The organism is Abditibacteriota bacterium, from assembly GCA_017552965.1.
In the GTDB taxonomy this organism is placed as follows: Bacteria; Armatimonadota; UBA5829; order UBA5829; family UBA5829; genus RGIG7931.
This window is the reverse complement of the sequence record JAFZNQ010000061.1, coordinates 1-22573: the sequence shown is the minus strand read 5'-3', so window position 1 is coordinate 22573 and position 22573 is coordinate 1. Positions and strand designations below refer to the sequence as shown.

Here is a 22573-nt window from a genome sequence, read left to right as displayed (position 1 = left end):
CAAATAAATATTGATACACTTATTATTTCGGAGGAAATCGTTGTGAAAAAATCAACAATCATGGCAAAGGTTATTGCTGCTCTTGCAGTAATGGCTATGACCTGCGCTGTCTTTGCTGCAGAGCCCGTCACGCTGTCCATCAAGGATATGCCCGTAAAGACGGTGATCAGCCTTCTGACAGAGCAGTCCGGCGTCAACATTGTTATGGCAAACGACGCCGATATGGACAAAACCATCACCATCAATCTCACGGATTACGATCTGGACTCTGCTATCAACGTGATAGCCGAGGCGTCCGGCCTGAATTATAAGAAGCTGGCCGACGGCACCTACGTCATCGGCGGCGTGGCTGCCGCAAGCACCGGCGCTCTCATCAGCCCCGAGGCTCTCATCGGCATTCCTTCCGAGCCCGCTCAGGAGAGCGAGATCGTCCCTGCAGACCCCGAGACCGGTTTTCAGATGATCGAGCTGGTCAACACCGACTGCAAGGAGATCCTGAAGGCTATGGGTTGGGTGGATAACGATCCCAATTCCTACGGCGTGGCCAAGAGCCATCATGAGGCTTATGGTCTCAAGCATGAGAAGAGAAGAGCTCAGGAGATGAAGTTCCACAGTGAGTCCGGCAACACAGTCAAGACCTACACCGATGCAGGTCAGCCCATGGCTCCCGCCTTCAACGCTGCCAACGACTTCAGCGATGCTTCCCGCTACGGCGACATCAATGATGCTCTCCAGCAGTTTGGCTTTGGCGGACCCGGCGGCGGTCCCGGCGGCTTCGGCGGTGGCGGCGGCTTCGGCGGCGCCGGCGGCGTAGGCGGCGTAGGCGGCGGTACTACCGGCGGCAGAGGCGGCCGGAGCGGTACCGGTACTTCCGGCGGCAACGGCGGCAGCTGGGGCAACGGCCTGATCCCTCAGGACCTGGAAGTCTATCCCTACGACCTGAACAACTCCATCCTGGTGAAGGGCAGCGCTGCCGACATAGCAGAGCTCAAGAGCATCATCCAGCAGCTGGATATTCCTCCTATGCAGGTAGAGATCAAGGCCGAGTTTATCGAGATCTCCAAGGGCGACACCAAGAAGTTCGGTATCGACTGGCAGATCGGCAAGATCGGCAAGATGTTCGGCACCGGAACCTCCGACGGTTCCTTTGCTCCCGGCGGCAACGTGTATTTCAACTACTCCACCGGCAACCTGATCGCTTCGCTGCAGGCTCAGCTCACCAACACCGTGGGCAAGGTGGTGAACTCGCCTATCATTTCGACGGTGAACAACTATCCTGCCGAGATCAACATTGACCAGGATATCCCTTACTTCACCTACACCAACACTACCGACAACGGTACGGTGCTTTCCACCTACAGTGTAGAGACCGAGTCCATCAGCTCTTATCTGGACGTGACTCCCAGGATCAACGCCAATAATACTATCACCATGTATATTGACACCCAGATCGAGGAAGTCGTCAGCTTTGTGGAAGATCCTCAGGGCGGCCAGGTGCCTCAGACTCTGTCTCAGGATATGATCTGTATCAGAAACGTGTACAATGGCGACACTGTGGTCATCGGCGGTTTTGTGAGAACCAACAACTCCAGCACCACCAACAAGATCCCTCTGATCGCGGATCTGCCCATCATTGGCAACCTGTTCAAGACCATCAGCAAGACTATCGATGAAAGGGAGCTCCTGATATTCATCACCCCCAGGATCATCGAGGACAGCCCGAAAATGCAGAACAGCGGATTTACCGAAATATAATATAGTTGTATCAGAGAGGCTCTCATCCGAGAGCCTCTTATTTTTGGATGTATATATGGACTACACACCTTCGGCGGACATAGACCTGCAGAATATACCCCGGCATATAGCCATCATCATGGACGGCAACGGCAGATGGGCCAAGGCCCGTCATATGCCCCGGCTCTACGGCCACGGCAACGGCTACAGGGCCATCAGGCCCGTGGTGGAGGCCTGCTGTGAGCTGAACGTCAGCGTGCTGTCGCTCTACGCTTTTTCCTCCGAAAACTGGAAGCGTTCGCAGCACGAGGTGTCGGGCCTCATGGCTCTGCTGCGCACCGCTCTGAAGCAGCAGTACAAGTACATGAAGGAGTACGGCATCCGGTTCACCGTGTCCGGAAGGGCAGAGGAGATAGCCGAGCCCTACAGGACCATCATGCAGGACGCCATCGACTATACGGCCGACTGCTCCAAGCTGACTCTCAATCTGTGCTTCAACTACGGGGGCCGCAACGAGATAGCCGACGCTGCCCGGACCCTGGCGGAGAAGTGCCTGTCCGGCGAGCTGAAGCCGGAGGACATAGACGAGGGGGCCCTGTGCGGGGCCATGTATCACCCCGAGTTCCCGGACCCGGAGCTCTTGATCCGCACGGGCGGAGAGATGCGTCTCTCCAACTTTTTGCTGTGGGAGGCCGCCTATTCCGAGCTGGTGTGCACCTCGGTGCTGTGGCCGGACTTTTCGCCCCAGGTGCTGGAGGATTGCATCAGGCAGTATCAAAAAAGGACCCGCAAATTCGGCGACGCCAAATGACGTGACCTATGCGCGCGCCCCCGGAATACTCCGGGGGCGCGGCTTTTGTGTGCCTTTCCCGTCATTCCGGTGCCAACCCCGCGTCATCCCGGCCTGACTCTCCACCTTCATCCCAACGGCATCGACCCCGCGTCATCTCGGCGCGGCCGGCGGCCAATTCAAACGTCATATCGGCGGTTTTGACATCAGGCAAAACCGGTAATTCGGGGCCCCCGCGAATAAAGGTATTCGTGGGGTGAATATGATATCCCCTTCAGACTGTCGCTATTGCTCCGGCACGGCACCATACTCACCGCCGGGGGGACCCGGTTGAAGCAGTGATGAGCCAACCCCGCGTCATCTCGGCGCGGCCGGCCATATGTCAGACGCCTTGGCGTCCTGCCGGCCGCGGTAAGAGATCCACGGAGGGCCCGCCAGCCCTTTCCTTACTCCGGCAAAGCCGGAGAGGGCTGGTGGGAGGGTCCGTATCGCGGGGCAGGGGAATACTCAGGAGAGCGCTTTTCCTTTTGTCCCGTTGGGCCGGTCCGTGACCGGGGCTCGCGTTTCCACTACAGGGGATCTCTTACCGCCTGCGCTGAGAAGCGCAGGCGCCGAGATGACGTCTGATGTTGAACGGGACAGAGCTCTTATTCCTTCCGCCGCGTGGCCCCCCCAATGCCTGCGGCATCGGTGCCCCCACAGATCTCCAACGCCATCGGCTTCGTCTCAGGCGTTGGGATGACGGCGGAGCGAGGGCTTGAGGGGCCCTCGCCGCCGAGATGACGTCTGATGTTGAACGGGACAAAAAGACCATCCTTCCGCCGCGTGGACCCCCCAACGGCTTTCAGCCGTCGGTGCCCCCACAGATCTCCAACGCCATCGACTTCGTCTCAGGCGCCGGGATGACGGCGGAGCGAGGGCTCTCCCCCCGCCGGCTGCTTCTTGCGAACAGGGCCCCCGATGTGGTATAATATACTGAGTATTCATTAATAAATTATATGATAAACACGGAGAAGAATATGAGGATCAAAAGTATTATTGCCGTGATCTGCGTCCTGTTCCTGTGCAGCGTGTTGTGCGCTCAGGAAAGCGACCCGGGGGCGGACACTCCCGGCGGTGAAATAGACCTGGACCAGGCGGTAGTAATAGCTGTTGCCAAGTCACCCGCTCTGGCCGCTTCCACCTATGGCGTGGACATAGCCAAATTCGAGCTGAACAAGGTCAAAAAGGCCACCAACCCTACGGTGAGCGCTTCCACCGGCTACACCCGGCAGGGGCCCGGCTCCGCTATGATGGCGGATCAGAAGGGCACTGTCAGCGGCACCGTATCCATGCCCATAGACATCACCGGCTCCTTCAAAAAGGCCATCAAGGCCCAGACTGCCTCCTATGACGCCACCCGCTTTGCTTTTGAGACCAGCCTGTGCGCTCTCATCTACAACGTGAAGGCTTCCTTTTTCAACGTCCTGAGCAAGCAGGATCAGCTGGCTGTGGCGGAGTCTTCCCTGGCTGTGAGCAAGGCCAATCTGGAAAAGGTGCAAAACGAGGTGGAGGTGGGCACCAAGCCCAAGTTCGACCTGACCCGGCAGGAATACGACGTGGTCTCCCGTGAAGGCGCAGTCACCGCCAGCCGGGACGCCTACGCCCAGGCCCTCAACTCCTTCAACAATCTGCTGGGAGTCACCGGCTCCGCGGTGTATATCCCCAAGCGCAGCGACGACTATTTCAACACCTCTCTTCAGGGCATCGACCCCGAAAAGGACGACCTCATCAACATCGCTCTGGTGTCCCGTCCCGAGGTCAAGCAGGCCAACAGGCTGGTGGAGGGACAGGATCTGTATATAGACGTGGTGAAGGGCAAGTATCTGCCTTCCTTCAGCGTCAGCGGCTCCTACAACAAGCAGCTGCTGGAGACGGACATCAACGGCAAATACAGCTGGAACGCCATGGCCAACCTGGCCATCCCCATCTTCTCCGGGGGAATAGCCAAGGACGAAGTGGCTTCGGCAGAGGCCGCCAAGGCTCAGGCAGACAGCAGCCGTCTCGGCATCATGCAGAGCGTGTCCACCGAGGTCATGAATGCTCTTCTGGCCCTGAATACTTCCCGGGATCAGATCAACACCTGCCAAAAGGCGGTGGACCTGGCCAGGGAGGCCCAGGAGATAGCCCAGCTGCGCTATGACGAGCAGCTCGGCACCTTCCTGGACGTGCAGACTGCCATGGACAACACCTTCTCCGCAGAGAACAATCTCATCGCGGCGAAATACGCATACATCATCAACATTTACAATCTGGAAAAGGCTCTGGGGCGCCAAAGAGAGATCGACAGCCTCGTGAGCGAGCTGTGGGAGGAAGAATAATATGAGCAAGAAGATAATTGCCGCGATAGTGGTTTTAGTGATCATCGTGGGCGGCTTGGTGGGCTTTTCCATAGCCCGTCGGCCGGCGCCGAGAGCCAAGACCATAGATGAAAACAAGGAAGAAAACGGCTATCCCGTGACCGTGGAGACCGTCCAAATGGGCTCCATAGACCAGTTCGTGTCTCTGACCGGCAAGATCTCCGCTCTGGACAAGCAGGTCATCACCTCCAAGGTGGGAGGCAAGGTAGCCTCCGTGTCCGTCCGCGAGGGCGAGGCCGTCCGGGCGGGGCAGGTGCTGGTGACCCTGGAGCAGGAGGATTATCTGAACGCTCTCAAGCAGGCCGAGGCCAACCTGAAGCAGGCCCGGGCCCAGCTGCAGACCGGCATCACCGACAAGAAGAACACCGTGATCTCCAACGACGTCACAGTCAAAAATGCCAAGGCTTCCGTGAAGAGCGCCGAGCAGGCTCTGGAGCTGGCCAAAAAGCCCTTCAAGAGCCATGAGATCATCCAGGCGGAGAATGCCGTGAGCAGCGCCAAGCAGCAGCTGGAAAAGGCCAAGGCCGACGAAGCCCGCTACAAGGCCTTGTTCGACAAGGGCGCCGTTTCCCGCAGCGACTATGAGAGCATGAGCCTGGCAGCCACCCTGGCCCAGAACACCTACGACTCCGCAGTCCAGGCCCTGCAGAACCTGCAGGATCAGGGCCGCCAGGAGAGCATAGTCCAGGCCGAGCAGGCTCTGGAGATGGCCCGTCAGAATCTCCGCAGCGCCGAGGCCAACGCCCAGGCGGTGGTGATGAAGGACGACACCATCAAGGTGCTGAAGGCCAACGTGGACATAGCCCAGACCGCTGTGGACTCGGCCAAATACAACCTGTCCAATACCAAGATAATATCCAAGATCAACGGCATACTTTCCACCCGCACCGTGGAGCCCGGCCAGACCATCGGCGCCGGCTCTTCCCTGGGCGAGGTGGTCTCCGGCACCCAGCTGTTTTACCTGGCGGACGTGTCCGAGGTGGACGTGCGCAACGTGAAGCAGGGGCAGGAGGTGGACGTGCAGCTGGACGCCGTGCCCGGCAGAGTCTTCACCGGCAGGATCGGCGCCATCTATCCCGTGGCCGACTCCTCCACCAGAATGTTCCCCGTGAGAGTGGTGCTGGACAATGACAGCCAGATCAAGTCCGGCATGTTTGCCAAGGGCAAGGTAGCCACCGGAGCCCATGACAACGTGATGCTCATACCCAACGGCGCCCTGGTAAGGGCGGACGGCGACGTGGCCGTCTACAAGGCGGTGGAAGGCAACACCAAGGCCAGGAAGATACTGGTGGAGATAGTGTCCGCCGACGACCTCAACAGCGAGGTCAAGGTGCTGACCGGCTCCCTCTCCGCCGGAGACAGCATAGTGGTCAACGGAAAGGACTCCCTTTCCGACGAGAGCAAGATATACATAGACAAGAAATAGCATAGGAGTACTTTTTTATGGGAATTACCGTTGCCGCCATAAGAAGACCTATCATGATATGTATGTTTATTATGGCTCTCATCGTGTTCGGCGTCCGGGGCCTGGACAATATGTCCAAGGAGCTGATACCGAACGTCGATATCCCTTACGTAATTGTAATGGTCAGTTACTCCGGCGCTGGTCCGGAGGAGATCGAGGTCCAGGTGAACCGGGTCATAGAGCAGAACGTGGCCGGTATCGAAAATCTGAAAAACCTGACCAGTATGGCCCAGGACAGTATAGGAATAGTGGTGCTGGAGTTCAAGCTGGGCACCGATATCAACGTGGCTTCCGCCGACGTGCGCGACAAGGCTGCTTCCGCCAAGCGGTCTCTGCCGGATGACGCCGACGACCCCATAGTGCAAAAGCTGGATATCAACTCCAAGCCTATCATGAATATCACGGTGCGGGGCACTGCGTCCCTGAAGGAGCTGCGCGCCTACGCGGACAACACCCTCAAGGACGAGCTGGCTGCCTGCTCCGGCGTGTCTGCGGTCAACGTCAACGGCGGCGAGGAGAGAGAGATCCACATAGACGTGGACAAGAACCGTCTGGCCGCCTACAACACCAATATCAGCGCCATATCTGCGGCTGTGGCCGGCGCCACCATGAACCTGCCTGCCGGCAAGATCCGCATGGGGCACTACTCCTACAGCCTGAGGACCGTGGGCGAGTTTGACACGGTGGACGAGATCAAGGAGGTCATGATCAAGGCCTCCAACGGCAGATATTTCCGCCTGAAGGACGTGGCCGACATACGCGACGGCGTCAAGGAGCTGGACAGATACAGCCGCATCGACGGCGCCAACGCCGTGACCCTCAGCGTGCAGAAGATCTCCGGCGGCAACACCGTGGAGGTGGTGGACGGCGTCAAGGCCAAGATAGACAGGCTCAACAAGGGCCTGCCTGCGTCCATGCGCATCATCTCCCTCACCGATGACGGCGAGGAAGTGGCCACCAGCCTCTTTGAAGTGGAGAAGACCCTGGGCGAAGCCATCGTCATAGTGGTGCTCATAGTCATGCTGTTTCTGCATTCCATCCGTGGCACCTTTATCGTGGGCATCGCCATCCCCACTTCGCTGTTTGCCACCTTTGGCCCCATGTCGGCCTTCGGCTTCTCCCTGAACATGCTCACCATGCTGGCCCTGTGTCTGGTCATCGGTATTCTGGTGGACGACTCCATCGTCGTTCTGGAAAACATCGAGCGCCACCTCCGCAAGGGCGAGAGCGTGGTGGACGCCGCCATCAACGGCCGTTCGGAGATAGGCTTTGCCGCCATCGCCATCAGTATGGTGGATATAGTGGTGTTCCTGCCCATAGCCTTTATGGGCGGTATGATAGGCCGTATGTTCAGGCAGTTCGGTATCACCATCGCCTGCGCCGTGGCCTTCTCCCTGATGATGTCCTTTACCCTGGCTCCCATGCTGGCCAGCAAGTTCCTGAAGCTGCACAGCGAAGAGACTGCGAACATACAGAAGCTCAAGGACGACTACAAGAGCGGCAAGCTGGGCCTGTGGGGCCGGATATCCTACGGCTTCAACGCTTTTATGGACGTGATCGGCAACGGCATCGCCCGGCTGATCAGGATATACGAAAAGCTGCTGGAGTGGACTCTGCAGAACAAGTTCACCACCCTGTTCATCGGGACGGCTCTCCTGTTTGTAGTGCTGCTCCTGACCCAGCCTCTCATGAGCCTGGCCGCGGGGCCCAAGGGCATCATAGGCCCGCGCCTCTTCCTGATGATCCTGATAGGCGTCTGCTGGCTCATATGTATGTTCAGACAGCCGGACAAGTTCGCGCCCACTCTGTTCAGCGTGGTGTGCGTGCTGCTGCTGCTGTTCGTCAACTTCCAGCTGGGCTTCAACCTGTCTCCCACCGGCGACAACGGCCGGTTCAGCGTGACCATCCGCCTGCCGGAGGGCAGCAGCCTCAGCGACACCGACAAGGTGGCCAAAAAGGTGGAAGCCATCATAGCCAAGCTGCCGGAAATGGAGACCAAGACGGTGAAGTACAGAGAGTTCCTGATCTACAACCCCTCCACCTGGTTCAGGGAGTATGAGAAGGAGCTGACTCCCCACTATATCACCACCGTGGGTTCCACCTCCACCGGCGCCTTTGCCTCCGGCGGTACCGGCGACAACTACGCGGCCATATCCGTGTATGCCCATCCCAAGCAGTTCAGAAAGAGGAGCACCCAGGAGATAGTGGACAGCATGAAAAAGGAGCTGTCCGAGATAGCGGGCCCCGTGTCCATTAACGTGGGCGTGTCCTCCAGCTTCGGCGGCGGAGGAGGCGGCGGCAACGGCGTCTCCTACAAGGTCACCGGCCAGGATATGGACCTGCTTTACAAGTGGGCTAAGGTGGTGGCCAAGGAAATGGCCGAGACCGACGGCATCACCGACGTGGATATCAGCTACAAGCCCGGCGTGCCCGAAAAGCAGGTGGTCATCCGCAGGGACAAGATCGCCGAGGCCGGCGTAGGCATCTACGACGTGGCGTCTGCGGTGCGTTTTGCCAATACGGGCAACACCAATACCACCTTCAGGGACAACGGCTTTGAATATGATATCAACGTGCGCTACAAGGAGGCGGACCGCAGCAAGCTGACGGAGATACCCGACTTCATCGTATCCACGGTGAACAACCGCCCCATCTATCTGAAGGACGTGGCCGACATCATAGACGGCTTTGCCCCCAACCAGATAGACAGGGAAAACAGAGAGAGAAAGATAGAGGTCACCTCCAACATGATGGGCGGCTACGCCATGGGCAACGTGCAGCAGGTGACCGACGCCAAGATGGCCAAGCTGAACCTGCCCAACGGCGTGCGGGTGTCCGGCGCCGGCATGAGCGAGGACATGGCCGAAAACTTTGGCTACATCCTCAGCGCTCTGGGTCTGGCCATCATATTGGTCTATATGCTCATGTGCGCCCTGTTTGAGTCGCTGCTGACCCCGCTGGTCATCATGTTCACCCTGCCTCAGGCTCTGGCGGGCGGTCTGCTGGCCCTGTATATCACGGGCACCATCATGAGCATCATCTCCATGATCGGCTTTATCATGCTCATAGGTCTGGTGACCAAGAACGCCATTCTGCTGTGCGACGTGACCAACCAGCTGAGGCAGAAGGGCCTGACCAAGCACGAAGCCATCGTGGCTGCCGGCGAGGCGCGACTGAGGCCTATCCTCATGACCACCGTGGCCATGATCGGCGGTATGCTGCCTATGGCCATATCCAACGCCGAAAACTCGGAGATCAGAGCCCCTATGGCCATCACGGTCATCGGCGGCCTGTGCCTGAGTATGTTTTTGACTCTGCTGGTGATCCCCGTGCTGTATGACATCGTGGACACGGTGTGGCACTGGATCATACGGGTCAAGTGGCTTTCCGGCATACGGAAGCAGACCGAGGACAAGGAAGAGGAATGGCTGGCCAGCCGCTCCGACGACTTTGATCCTACGGACGTAGCCTGACGAACTTTGGTCTGCGGAGCCTGCGGGCTCCGCAGACACGGACCGCCTGCGGCGGCGGCCGGATGAACACAAGCCGCGCGTATATTTTTTGACATGAAGCCCATGAAGCAGCGGGAACAAGCATCGCCCTTTGACATGAGGGCTTTTTTTGCATATCCTTCTTATTCTTCTGTGACTGTCAGCTCGGTGATCTACGCCTCGGAGGTGTGTCTGCTGGTGCTGGCAGCCGGCGGCGGAGCGTCGCTGGCCGCCCCGGTGGCCCTGTACGTGGCCCTGGGGTTCATAGGGGCCCTGCTCCTGTGCTTTTTGATCACGAACCTCTATCCCATGGGCGGCAACTGCTACAGCATCGTCAGCGGCAGCTTCAGCCACCCGGCCTGGTCGGCCTTTGCCTCCGTGAGCATGCTGTGCGGCTACATCACCACTCTGGCCGTGTGCGTGTGCTGCTCCGCGGAGCTGCTGGCGTGCATGTTTCCCAAAATGCAGCTGAATATGCCTCTGTGGAGCGTGCTCATCATACTGGTGCTCATGTTTACGAACCTCAGGGGCTCCGGCAGCATCCGCGCCGCCCTGGCAGCCGGGGGCTACCTGTTCGTGCTGTGCGCCCTGGCCCTGATACTCATAGGCATAGTGGTGAATTATGCCGAGACGGTGGAGGCGGAGGCCCCCGTGTTTGTCCCGATGGATGGCGGAGGGGCAGCCCTGGCCTTCAAGGCCTTTATCTTCGGCTTTGCCTCCCTGTCCGGGATCATGACCGTCACGGAACGCCACGACCTGTCCCGCAGAGGCGCCTCGCCCATGAGCGTGCTGTATGTGTCGGGCATAGTGAGCGTGTGCCTGTTTCTGGGCTTTTCCCTGCTGTGCGCCGCCCGGGGCGTCATGCCCGCCGACGGGACCATGACCCTGTGGGAGCTGTGCCTGGACCTCACCGGAGGCGTCAGCTTTTTTGCATATCTCACCTTGGGGTCCGGAGTGCTGTTTTTGCTGTCGGCCGCCAATTCCTGCTTTGCCTATTTCCCCAGACTCATCGCCGTGATGGCAGAGGGGCAGCTGGCCCCCAGGCAGATGCGAAACCCCGGCGAGATACACACCTATTCCAACGGAGTGGGCCTCCTGACGGTGTTTGCCGCTGCCGCAGTGCTGCTGCTGAGAGGTGAGATAGCCCTCATCATACCCTTTTTGGCCGTGTTTCAATTCGCCGCCTTTTGCCTGATGCTGCTGTCCGCCGGCGTGAGATATTTTCACAACAGACGGCGCATACTGTGCGCCATGTCCCTGGCGGGGGTGGTGGCTGTGGCGTCGCTCATATTGGTCTTTGTGCTCATAGGAGTGGGCCACGGCACCCTGGCGGCCATAGGCATCGAGGCCCTGCTCACCGTGGTCAGCTGCCGGATAAAGAAGCATTACACCGGCCTGGCGGCGGAGCTGAGCCTGGAGGACACGGAGCCCCTGGAGCCCCGTCCCTACAAGACTACGGCACTCATACTCACCTCCGGCATCCACCGGGGCGTGCTGCCCGCCATCAGCTACGCCAAGAGCATTTCCCAGGACACCCGGGCCCTCTTTATCGCCACGGATGAACACGAGACCCGCCAGATCAAGGAGCATTGGGAAAGATACGCCATGGGTATCCCCCTGGTGATACTGGACAGCCCCGCCCGCAGCATAGTGCAGCCCGTGCTGCGCTACGTGAGGGAGGCCCGCCGGGAACGCCCCGGCTATATGATCAACGTGATCATCCCCGAGATAGTCTTCCGCAGCTATTTTTCCAAGCTGCTCCACAACAAGGTGGCCCTGGTGCTGCGGCTGATACTGTCTTTTCAAAAGGACGTGATAGTCACCCACGTGTCCTATTACCCAGCCATGGAAAACAAAGGAGAAACCTATGAGTAACCAATACGCCCGGCTGCTGGAAGTGGTGGCCGCCCTCAGAGCCCCCGACGGCTGCCCCTGGGACAGACAGCAGACCCACAAGTCTATGGCCCCGGACCTGATAGAAGAAGCCTACGAGCTCACAGAGGCCATCAACAGGGAGGACTGCTACTCCACCATGGACGAGCTGGGAGACGTGCTGATGCAGGTGGCGCTGCAATGCCAGATAGCCTCGGAGGCCGGCGAATACGACATGGAGACCGTGTGCGGCCACCTGGCGGACAAGCTGGTCCACCGGCACCCTCACGTGTTCGGAGACGTGAAGGTCGCCGGCACCGAAGAAGTGTGGGCCAACTGGGAGGCGCTGAAAAAGCAGGAAAAGGGCTACGGAGAAAGAAAGTCTGCCCTGGACGGCATACCCTCCACCTTTCCCGCCCTGATGAAGGGAGCCAAGCTGTGCAAGCGGGCCGCCAAGACCGGCTTTGACTGGCCCGACGCCCGGAGCGTGTTTGACAAGCTGGACGAAGAGACAGAGGAGCTGAAGCAGGAGATAGAGCAGGGGACAGCCGACACCATACGGGAGGAGCTGGGAGACGTGCTCTTTGTCCTGTGCGCCCTGGCCAACAAGCTGGGCGTGCAGCCCGAGCTGGCCCTGCAGGAGGCCAACGCCAAATTTGAGCGCCGCTTCAGGGCCATGGAGGCCGCCATCACCGGCGAGGGCCGGGAGCTGAAGGACTGCACCCTGGAGGAAATGGACGCCGTGTGGGACAAGGTGAAGGAAGAAGAGAGGAAGTAAGGGGGATGGCCTCCAACTAAGAAAGGAGAATGAGATGAGTGACAGCAACACACTTAAGCCCGGAATATACGAGAATGTAGTCACCAAGGATATAAAAGAGGCGCTAAGAGGTGTGCCGGAAAGGCGGAAGTCCCTGAGGGATATCGACAAGGCCGAGGCGCCCAGAATATTGGCAGAGTATGCTGCAGAGGTGATACGAAAAAAGCTGGAGGAGCTCAGCGACCAGAGCAGCTTTTCCGGACAGATCGGGCTGATCAACAAAATAATAGACAGTATAGCTGCCGACTCAGGTGATGATTTTTATAAGGGCTTTGAGGTGTCTCTGGAGCCAGACGGAACGGACAAAAAGGCAAAGCAGCTTTTGGCATTGTTGTCCGCGCAAGAACTTGGCAACAGATCTGCTGATGACCTTGTAAGGCCGGAGACCAGCCTCAGCCAGAGCAGTCTGTTTACAGGAGCCGGGGCTGAGCCTCAGATGTTTGGCGAGCTGAGAAAGGAGATAGCCAGCTCTTCATCTATAGATATATTGGTTTCTTTTATCAAATGGAGCGGCTTAAGACTGATAATAGAGGAGCTGAGAGAATTCACCATAAACGGCGGCCGTTTGCGGGTCATCGCTACCACATATACAGGTGCCACAGACGAAAAGGCGATGGTCGAATTGAGCAAACTGCCAAACACAGAGATCAAGATATCCTACAACACCAAGTCTGCCCGGCTGCATGCCAAGGCGTATATGTTTTACCGCAATACCGGCTTTCATACTGCGTATGTGGGCAGCTCAAATATATCAAACCCCGCTCTCACCTCCGGCTTGGAATGGAATCTAAAGCTGACGGCAAAAGATCAGCCGGACACCCTCAAGAAGATCAGAGCGACCTTTGGATCCTACTGGAAGGCTTCGGATTTTGAAGTCTTTACTGGCAGCGAGGAGGACAGGGGACGTCTGCGGCAGGCTCTCGCGGCAGACAAGAGCCTCTCTACCACCATCACCCCTTATTATACCGGCTTTGAATTCCGGCCATTTTGGTATCAGGATAATATACTCAACCAGCTGCAGGCAGAACGAGAAGTCCATGACTCTTATAAAAACCTCATAGTTGCGGCTACCGGCACCGGCAAAACTATGATCGCCGCCTTTGATTATAAGAATTTTTACAAGGCAAACAGCCAAAGCAAAAACAGGCTGCTCTTTGTAGCTCACAGAAAAGAAATATTGGAGCAAAGCCTGAATACTTACAGGGCAGTATTACGGGATCAAAACTTTGGAGAGCTGTATGTCGATAGATACCGCCCGGAAAAATTTGATCATGTATTTGCCAGCATTCAGACCCTGAATTCAAACGACAACTACAAGGACTTTCCCGCAGACCACTTTGACTATATCGTAGTTGACGAGACACATCACCTTGCGGCTGAAAGCTACAGGCTGATCTTTGAATACTTTACTCCCAAAATACTCCTGGGTATGACAGCTACTCCGGAGCGTATGGATGGACAGAGCATACTGCCGAACTTCAACAACAGGATAGCTGCCGAAATACGCTTGCCCGAGGCCATAAACAAAAAAATACTGTGTCCTTTTCAGTATTTCGGCATTTCCGATCCGGTTGACCTGGCGAGCGTTCGCTGGAGAAATGGAGGATATGATCCCAGCGACTTGGAAAGGGTGTATACTGAGTCAAACGGCGCCAAGCAGCGTGTCGGAAAGATCGTCAATTCGCTTGATAAGTATTTGACAGACATCGGTCAGACCAAGGGATTGGGCTTTTGCGCTACTGTGAAGCATGCAGAGTTTATGGCAGAAGAATTCAACGAAGCCAATATCCCGTCTATCGCCCTGTCCGCCCACTCCTCTGACGAGGAAAGAGGATCAGCCAAAGCCCGGCTCAAAAGTGGTGATATAAAGTTCATCTTTACAGTTGATCTGTATAACGAAGGCGTAGACATACCCGACGTGAATACAGTGCTGTTTTTGAGGCCCACACAGTCGCTGACGGTGTTTTTGCAGCAGCTGGGCAGGGGTCTGAGGCTTGCTGACGGAAAGGAATGCCTGACCTGTTTTGACTATGTGGGCAACGCCAATAAAAAGTATAACTTTGAAGACAAGTTCAACGCCCTTATCACCAAGAGGGATGGGAGCCTGGAGCACGAGATAAAGAACGGCTTTGTAAATGTTCCCAAAGGCTGCAGCATAACTCTTGAAAAGACCGCGCAAGAGACAATCCTTAAGAATATCAGAGAAAACCTGAGTACTATCAAGGGCATCAGAGAGCGTATCGTGGATTACAGGGATGATCACGATGGCCAGTGTCCGACTCTGACAGAGTTTCTGAATAACACAGGCATTGATCCCGAGCGCATTTATGGCAAGCAGAAATATAGCTTTTCCGGTCTTTGCAGAGTGGTGGAGGGAAAGCCTGAGTTAGACGAACCTTTGGTCGAAACGATGCAAAAGGCTTTCCCCCGGTTTTTGTATTGGGACTCCAAGACCCTGATCGAATTCATGCTCCAGATCCTGCCGACCCTGTCTGACAAGACAGATCTATCATCACTGACTCCTAACGAGAATCGGATGCTGAAGATGTTTTATGCGACAGTCTGGTCCAAGATCGACGGCTGGGGGACGAGCGAGGCTAACAGTAATCTCTACAACTTCAGCAAAAGCCCAGTGATGAGAGGGGAACTGATAGAACTGCTGGAATATAGGCGCAATAAGATCGATATTATCTGCAAACAGGTGGAGCTGGGTTATGAATGTCCACTGGAGCTCTACGGTACATATTCACGAGACCAGATATTGGCTGCTCTGGACTTTGATGCTGTCAACAGCGTCCGTGAAGGAGTGAAATACCTGGAAAACAAAAATACAGATATCTTTTTTGTGACCCTGAATAAATCGGAAAAGGACTATTCGCCTACCACCTGTTACAACGATTATTCGGTGGATGAGACTCATTTCCATTGGCAGAGCCAGAGCACTACCACAGAAAACTCGTCTACTGGAAGAAGATATATCAACAACCAAAGCAAGATTCTATTGTTCGTCCGGGAGACCAAAAACAAAAACGGCAGGGCTGCACCATATACCTTTTTGGGATCTTGTGAGTATGTATCCCATGAAGGCGAAAGACCTATGAACATACTGCTGAAAATGGATGAGCCCATCCCGGCCCGGTTTATGATGAAAACAAACACGCTGATCGCGTGATCTCGTCAGGCTGATTCGAGACGAGTAGAGAGAAAGCTGCCAATAAAATGGAGGAACTGTAAATGGGTAAGTATGATGAACTCTTCAGAGCTGCCGAGGCTTTAAAGGGGGACAAACTGATTTCGGAACGTGACGAAGAAGGATATTATTATACAGATGCCGTAAAAAAGTTTTACGATGAAGTAGATAAGATTGGACAACTCCCTGATTTTTGTCCCGGCAAAGATTCTGAGATAGTAAAACGCAACGGATTAAAAAACGTTTATACTTTTGACGTGTCCGACAAGGATGCCGAATGCGTGCTGGCTTTTTTGGTGTATATATACCGGGGCGAACGATTTATGGACGAGCTGACTATCGACGTTATCAAAGAAGGGGTTATTGGGCGGGCAATTGACAGGCTTAAGGAATTGGACGCAGAAGAAAAAGCCTGATATCCGCGCTTGGACAGATGCTTTATAACAATGTTTGTTGCCGGTAATACTAAAGGAGAACTGAAATGACGATGCAGCGCGCCGACCCTTTCAGGTGGAAGGGCAAGAATTACGTGTTTTTAGGGGCAGACGACGTGTATTCTCTGTTTGATCCGGAGAAATACGGACTGGAGCTGGGCGAGGCCCGATGTTCCTGCTGCTGGAAGGGGTTCAATATTTCGTTTTCCGTAAGGCGAAACCGGCTTTTTATCTGCAGCCTCGACGTATGCTGCGCCGAGGATAAATATCCCGTAATCAACGGAGTGACGGCGAAAGAGAACTCCATGGGCTGTCATGAGTATAAGGGGCTGGATATCCCCACGGAATATACGGGAAAGATCGTTATCGGCGACGAACTGGATCCTGCGTTTGAAGGAAGAGCCTTTATCGGCCCGCACAGCTATAACAAGACCTGGGAACTGGTCTTTGAAAATGGCATATTGAAGGACAGCAAGGAAACCTCGGGCAGCTACACAGGTATCTGAAAGGCCCGGGCGTCGAGGAAATATAACTCAGTTTCAATAGAGGAGGCATATCGCATGGGCAAGTTTGACGGAATATACGAGGCGGCGGAGGCGCTGGAGGGCGACAAGCCCCTTGAGCGCATTGTGCGGGGCTATCCTGTGCTCTCCGACGCGGTGGAAGGCTTTATGAAGGCGGTGCACGGCTTTCATACGGCGAACCCGGAATATGGTCTGGGGGACTACTTTGGGATACTGGAGAGAAACGGCTTTTCGGGCGGCGCTCTGTCCTTTGACGCCGAAGACGTTGCTTCCATGGACGATCGGTGCATCCTGGCTATGCTGGTTTTCTTTACCCGCGCATACCATCACTCTATGAATGACATGATAGTCGGCTATATCAAAAACGGAGTTGTCCAAAAGGCTGTTGACAGGCTGAAGGAACTGGAGGGGAAAGCAGAGAATGCCGGGTAAGAAAATGAATGACGCTTGGTTCCGCAAGGTCATGGGGGCAGACGGGGAAAAGACCGGGAAGAGGACGCATAGATCAAAACGGTCAGGGGCCGAAGGCAGGTTTGACGCATTGTTCCGGACCGTCGAGGCGCTGGAAGGGAAAAAGTATATGAAGTTTCTCCCCGACGGCGATGTGGATTATACAGATGAGGTGTATCGATACAAGAAGGCTGTATATGATTGCATGAATGCCAATCCGGAGCTCGAGCTGAGGAATTACAGAGAGATACTTAAGCGGAACGGCTGTTTGGATAACAAAGGTCAGCATTTCGACGTGGACAGCATGGACGTCCAATGCCTTATGGCTATGCTCGTCTTTTTCAACCGTGGTGAACACTTCGGCTTTGGCCTCATTTTTGATAATCTCAAGGATGGCGTCATCCAGAGGGCGGTCGACAGGCTGAAGGTACTCACAGGGTACAAGGACAGAATGCCGCATATAAAAAAGAACGATGCCCGTTTCGGGGAGGTCACAGGGCCGGAGAAGTCCGGGGAAAGGACCCGCAGAGCAAAGCGGCCAAAGAGCGAAGGCAGGTTTGACGCGTTGTTCCGGGCGGCCGCTGCTCTTGAGGGCGACAGGTTTTTTGAAAAGGAAAAAGACGGTCATGCCGTATATACCGAGGCCGTGCGCAAATTCTTTGACGAAGTGGACAGGTTTTTCGAGGACGATCCCGAGTACGAGGCGGAGAAGTCATTGGAAATACTCCGTCAGAATGGCTATTTCAACATGTTTGACTTTGACGTGTCCGACAAGGATGCCCGGTGCGTGATGGCTCTGCTGATGAAGATCAGAACAGATGACCAATACTATGACGGTGTGCTGGGCGTCATGTGCAAAAAGGGCATCGTGCAGGAGGCTGTGGCCAGGCTGAAGGAGCTGGAGGAAGAAAAGAGAGCGCCCGGAGAATAAACAGGTCCCGGGTGATGGGCGCTGACGGAAAGAAAATGACTGCGCCGCCACAGGCTTTTGCCTGCGGCGGCGTGTTGTGTTCTGCGCTGTGCATGCCGGTCCTTCTCGTCACTGCTGAGGCCGGGTCCTCCCCATTTGCCTTCTCACGCGAGCGTGAGCAAGGAAGAGGCAAATGGGTCCCGCCCGAGGTCCCTTCCCGGAAATGGCCAAACGCTGAGCGTTTGACATATGCCATTTCCGCCGGGATGACGAGGGTAGGGCTTTTCCTGTTCTCCGCCGGTGGAAGAGCGCTCTGCCGTCATCTCGCGCCATTGGCTCTGCCAAGGACGCTCAGAGATCCACGGGGGCACCGATGCCGTAAGGCATTGGGGGGGCCGTATAAAGGCAGAGCGCGATCCTTCGTCACTGATGCCCGTCGGTGGTGTTTTGGAACCCCGCTTGTACGGCCCCTCCCACCAGCCGCCTCCGGCATAGCCGGAGCAAGGAACGCGGCTGGCGGGCCCCACCGCACCACCCCACGAATACTTTTATTCGCGGGGGCCCCGGTGGATCTCTTACCCCAAATCGCGAAATGCTGACGCATTACATATGTTGCGATTTGGGCCGGGATGACGGCGGAGAGGCCGGGAGAAACTATAATCGGCAGCAATTCGTATATAGACTGTTGCGACTGTGCTGCCCGAGCAAACGGCGCAGCCACTGCGGATCATGACTTGATAACGGAGGACAGCTATGACCATGCAGATCAAAGATACAGTCTATTGGAAAGGAGAGCGGTATGACTTGGTGAGCCGTCTCGGCGAACTTCTGAGTGAGTGGTGGGAAAAGCCTTTTCATCCCGAATGCTTCGGCATCAAGCCCTTGCGCATTATGTACGATTGCAGGAGATATTATTCGGCGACATACAGAGTGAAGGACAACAGGCTGTATGTTGCAAATTGGCTCATCCATGCTACTGAGGACGGTAATTACCCTCCTGTTAACGGTGTGGAGCCCATCCTGGACAGTGGTGGTTTTAACCACGGAGCGAGATATGACAACCTGAATATTCCCATGGATATTACCGGCGTGATCATATTGGGTAAGGGGTGCAAGCCGAAGCGTTCGAGATGGCCTGCTGGTCCCGACTGTTACAGCCTGACATATGAGCTGACTTTTGAGAACGGGGTATTGGTCGGAACAAAAGAAACGTCCGGGACCTATGAGGATCCGCACGCGGATTCGGAAGAACAGAAAAAGAGAAGAGTCCAGGCGCTCAAAGAATATCTCGAAACCTAACTGAGACAGTAATGATGTCGCCGCCGCAGGCTTTTGCCTGCGGCGGCGTGTTGTGTTTAGGCGATGGGCGCTTTCACCCCGCTTGTACGCCCCCCCCATCTGCCGCCTCCGGCTATGCCGGAGTAAGGAACGCGGCAGACGGTGCCCCCGAAGATCTCTTACCCCAAACCGCTGAGATGCATTCGCATCTTGATATATGCGGTTTGGGCCGAGATGACGCGGGGTGGGCGCAGCCATTTCCGCCGGGATGAGGAAAGGGCTCGCGGTCCTTCCGAAGGAGACTTCTTACCGGCGAAGGCGCAAGCGCCTGCGCCGCCGAAGTGACGTTATAAGCCGGGATGACGCGGGGTTGATGGCGATGCCGCCGGGATGACGCGGGGGGTTTGGCTTTTCCATTCTCCGCCTTATACGGTCCCCCCAATGCCTTCGGCATCGGTGCCCCCGTAGATCTCTAAGCGTCCTTGGCGAAGCCAATGGCGCGAGATGACGGCGGAGAGCCAGCCGGGATGATGCGGGAGGAGAAAGGCCGGGGTTCTTGAAAAAGTGCAGAAAAAGCCCTGAAAATCCGTGGAAAAGTGTATGTCATAGCCTCTGTAACCCATGGAAAAGTGTCGTATCGCATTGAAAAATCCGTGGAAAAGTGCTATACTTGTGTTGCACATACCTATGGAGGGTCTCTCATGCTCCAAAGAAAGATATATCGGCAGATCGAAGATTTTTACAGAAAAAGGCCCGGCAGAGCCCTGATGATAGTCGGGGCGCGTCAGGTGGGCAAGTCGTTCATCGTGGAAGAGTTTTGCCGGGCCCGGTACGAGAGCTTTGTCAAGCTGGATTTTATAGAAGATCCTCAGCTGATCTCTCTGTTTTCCGGCGCAAAGAACGCAGAGGAGATCCTCCTGCGTATGTCGGCTGTGTTTGGCGACAGGATGCTGCCCGGCAAGACAATGATCTTTTTTGACGAAGTCCAGGAGTGCAGAGAGCTGATCACGCAGATCAAATATCTGCTGCAGGAAGGAAGCTATGACTACATCCTCAGCGGTTCGCTCCTCGGGACGGTCTTCCGCGATCTCGTCTCCGCTCCGGTGGGCTACATGGACATAGTGCGGATGTATCCGCTGGACTTTGAAGAATTTGCCGCAGCCAACGGGGTGGGCCGGGCCGCGATCGACGCGCTGAGGGAGGCTTTCGCCGCAAAAACTCCGGTGGATCCCTACGTCCACGGGCGGATGCTGCAGCTCTGGGAGCTGTATCTGATCGTCGGGGGAATGCCGGCTGCAGTCTCGGCGTATCTGGATACTCATAATCTGAAACGCGTGGCTGCGGAACAACTGGCGATCCTGCGGCTTTACCGTCATGACATATCCAAATATGACGAAAAGGATCGGCTGTATCTGAACGAGATCTTTGACCTCATTCCCGCCGAGCTGAACTCCAAAAACAAAAGGTTTGTGTTGAAAGACCTGCATGAAAAAGCCCGCTTTGACAAGTACTATGACAGCTTTCTGTGGCTGAAAAACGCCGGCGCAGCCCTCCCGGCGCGGGTGGTGGCCGAACTCAGGGCGCCTCTGCTGCTTTCGGCGTCGCAAAACCTGTTCAAGCTGTTTTCCTGTGACGTCGGCCTGCTGGCTGCGCAGTATGGCGGCGGGATCCAGCTCAGGATCCTGCAGCGCGAAACGGCCGTCAATTTTGGCTCTATATATGAAAACGCAGCGGCACAGGAGCTGACCGCCCACGGTTATGCGCTGTATTACTACAACGGCAAGAAGCTTGGCGAGCTGGATTTCCTGATAGAAGAAGGCGGAAACGTGGTGCCCGTTGAGATCAAATCGGGCAAGGATTATTACCGCCACAACGCCATGAACAACGTTCTGGAGCGTGAGGAATTCGGACTTGACAGGGGATATGTTTTCTGCAACGGCAATACGGAGACGGCGGGCAGGATAACCTATTACCCGGTATATATGCTCATGTTTCTGCAAAAGAAGGAACTGCCGGAGGAAATGGTGTATGACGCCGATTTTTCCGACTTGGGAGACAGGGAACGCTGACGGGAAGAAAGAATGATTATTTAACCGCCGCAGGCAAAAGCCTGCGGCGGTGTGTTGCGTTCTGCGCTGTGCATGCCGGTCCTTATCGTCACTGCTGAGGCCGGGTCCTTCCCATTTGCCTTCTCCGGCAAAGCCGGAGTAATGTTGAGGCAAATGGGTCCCTCCCGAGGTCCCTTCCCCAAAACGGCCAAACGCCATCGGCGTTTGATCTGTTGCCGTTTTGGCCGGGATGACGCGGGGTGGCGAAGGCGCGGTCGCCGGGATGACGCGGGGGGGGGGCGCATCCCGGCGGTCAATACCAATGTATATCGGCGGGAGCCGCAGGCGAACCGGTAAGATATCTCCTGTAATGGAAGGACAGACCCGGGCAGTGATCATGCCCACCGCCGGATAACACTGCTCTTTGTCCCGTTGGGCCGGTCCGTGGCTGTGGCTCGCGGTTCGTTTGCAGGGGACTTCTTACCGGTGAGGGCTTCTTGCCCTCACCGCCGAAGTGACGTTGTTCTTGGCGGGCGCGGTCGCCGGGATGACGGCGGAGTCGGCGTCTATTCGCAGTCAAAGATGGCCTTGGCGGCGAGCAGGGGACCGTATTTGGCCTTCCACTCCTTGTGGATGGGCGAGCTGTCCCACCGGTCCAGGCCGCCGGGGGCGAGGGTCATCTCGATCATGATGTGATATCGGTTGTCCCTGTCGCTGCAGGAAGGGTGCACGGCTATGCCGGTCACTCCGTCCGCCGCGCCGGCCCTGTCAAAAAGGGCGCGGATCTCGGGGAGCAGGGAGTCGGCCAGGCTTTTGTCTGTGAATTTGGCGATGATGTAGTGCTTCATGGCGTTCCTCGTTGTGTGGTGACGTATTCAGTATAGCATATTTCCGTGGAAAACGGGGCCTGCCGGGATGAGGTGCGGGGCATGTCGCGTTCAGCATCAACGTCATTTCGGCGCCTCTGCAAGAGGCGGTAAGAAATCTCCCCCGAAAGAACCGCGAGTGTCGGTCATGGACCGGCCCAACGGGACAAAACATACTTACCCCCCGGCGGTGAGTATGGTGCCGTGCCGTGGCCCTTCTATGAAAGCTCTTCATCGCCCCAGCGATACGGCCCCCCCCATCTGCCGCCTCCGGCTATGCCGGAGTAAGGAACGCGGCAGACGGT

At 56.3% G+C, this 22573-nt stretch carries 15 protein-coding genes; 14 read left to right on the top strand and 1 reads right to left on the bottom strand.

Translation table 11 applies throughout. From position 1 onward, the window contains the following. Positions 1 to 42 precede the first annotated feature (42 nt). The 14 genes from IK083_05815 to IK083_05750 all read left to right on the top strand — a co-directional run bounded on the left by IK083_05815 (position 43) and on the right by IK083_05750 (position 21423). Positions 43 to 1755, top strand: coding sequence for a hypothetical protein (locus IK083_05815; GenBank protein ID MBR4749069.1), 1713 nt, complete (start codon positions 43 to 45; stop codon positions 1753 to 1755). A gap of 55 nt (positions 1756 to 1810) precedes the next feature. After that, complete coding sequence (uppS, locus tag IK083_05810) at positions 1811 to 2545, top strand: di-trans,poly-cis-decaprenylcistransferase (protein ID MBR4749068.1); 735 nt, start codon at positions 1811 to 1813, stop codon at positions 2543 to 2545. Between the two features lie 998 nt (positions 2546 to 3543). After that, entirely contained in the window at positions 3544 to 4884 is a 1341-nt protein-coding gene (locus IK083_05805) for a TolC family protein (GenBank protein MBR4749067.1), read from the top strand. A gap of 1 nt (position 4885) precedes the next feature. Further along, a complete protein-coding gene (locus IK083_05800) occupies positions 4886 to 6349 on the top strand; it encodes an efflux RND transporter periplasmic adaptor subunit (GenBank protein MBR4749066.1) in 1464 nt (487 codons plus the stop codon). A 17-nt stretch (positions 6350 to 6366) separates the two neighbouring features. Then, a complete protein-coding gene (locus IK083_05795) occupies positions 6367 to 9861 on the top strand; it encodes an efflux RND transporter permease subunit (GenBank protein ID MBR4749065.1) in 3495 nt (1164 codons plus the stop codon). Positions 9862 to 9954: 93 nt separating this feature from the next. Next, a complete protein-coding gene (locus IK083_05790; GenBank protein MBR4749064.1) occupies positions 9955 to 11754 on the top strand; it encodes an amino acid permease in 1800 nt (599 codons plus the stop codon). Then, complete coding sequence (mazG, locus tag IK083_05785) at positions 11747 to 12529, top strand: nucleoside triphosphate pyrophosphohydrolase (GenBank protein MBR4749063.1); 783 nt, start codon at positions 11747 to 11749, stop codon at positions 12527 to 12529. The genes IK083_05790 and mazG overlap by 8 nt, the downstream gene beginning before the upstream one ends. A 34-nt stretch (positions 12530 to 12563) precedes the next feature. Then, on the top strand, positions 12564 to 15740 hold the full coding sequence (locus IK083_05780; protein MBR4749062.1) for a DUF3427 domain-containing protein: 3177 nt from the start codon (positions 12564 to 12566) through the stop codon (positions 15738 to 15740). A 62-nt stretch (positions 15741 to 15802) separates the two neighbouring features. Continuing rightward, positions 15803 to 16174, top strand: a complete 372-nt coding sequence (locus IK083_05775; protein ID MBR4749061.1) for a hypothetical protein — start codon at positions 15803 to 15805, stop codon at positions 16172 to 16174. A 65-nt stretch (positions 16175 to 16239) separates the two neighbouring features. After that, positions 16240 to 16698 (top strand): hypothetical protein, encoded by a 459-nt coding sequence (locus tag IK083_05770; GenBank protein ID MBR4749060.1) that lies wholly within the window; start codon positions 16240 to 16242, stop codon positions 16696 to 16698. A gap of 54 nt (positions 16699 to 16752) precedes the next feature. Continuing rightward, positions 16753 to 17148: a hypothetical protein gene (locus IK083_05765; GenBank protein MBR4749059.1), complete on the top strand. Its 396-nt coding sequence runs from the start codon at positions 16753 to 16755 to the stop codon at positions 17146 to 17148. Between the two features lie 148 nt (positions 17149 to 17296). Further along, positions 17297 to 18097: a hypothetical protein gene (locus tag IK083_05760; protein MBR4749058.1), complete on the top strand. Its 801-nt coding sequence runs from the start codon at positions 17297 to 17299 to the stop codon at positions 18095 to 18097. Positions 18098 to 18829: 732 nt separating this feature from the next. Continuing rightward, positions 18830 to 19375: a hypothetical protein gene (locus tag IK083_05755; GenBank protein ID MBR4749057.1), complete on the top strand. Its 546-nt coding sequence runs from the start codon at positions 18830 to 18832 to the stop codon at positions 19373 to 19375. Between the two features lie 680 nt (positions 19376 to 20055). After that, on the top strand, positions 20056 to 21423 hold the full coding sequence (locus tag IK083_05750) for an ATP-binding protein (GenBank protein ID MBR4749056.1): 1368 nt from the start codon (positions 20056 to 20058) through the stop codon (positions 21421 to 21423). Positions 21424 to 21968: 545 nt separating this feature from the next. On the opposite strand, the gene IK083_05745 is transcribed toward IK083_05750, so the two are convergent. Further along, entirely contained in the window at positions 21969 to 22250 is a 282-nt protein-coding gene (locus IK083_05745; GenBank protein ID MBR4749055.1) for a hypothetical protein, read from the bottom strand. Between the last annotated feature and the right edge of the window lie 323 nt (positions 22251 to 22573).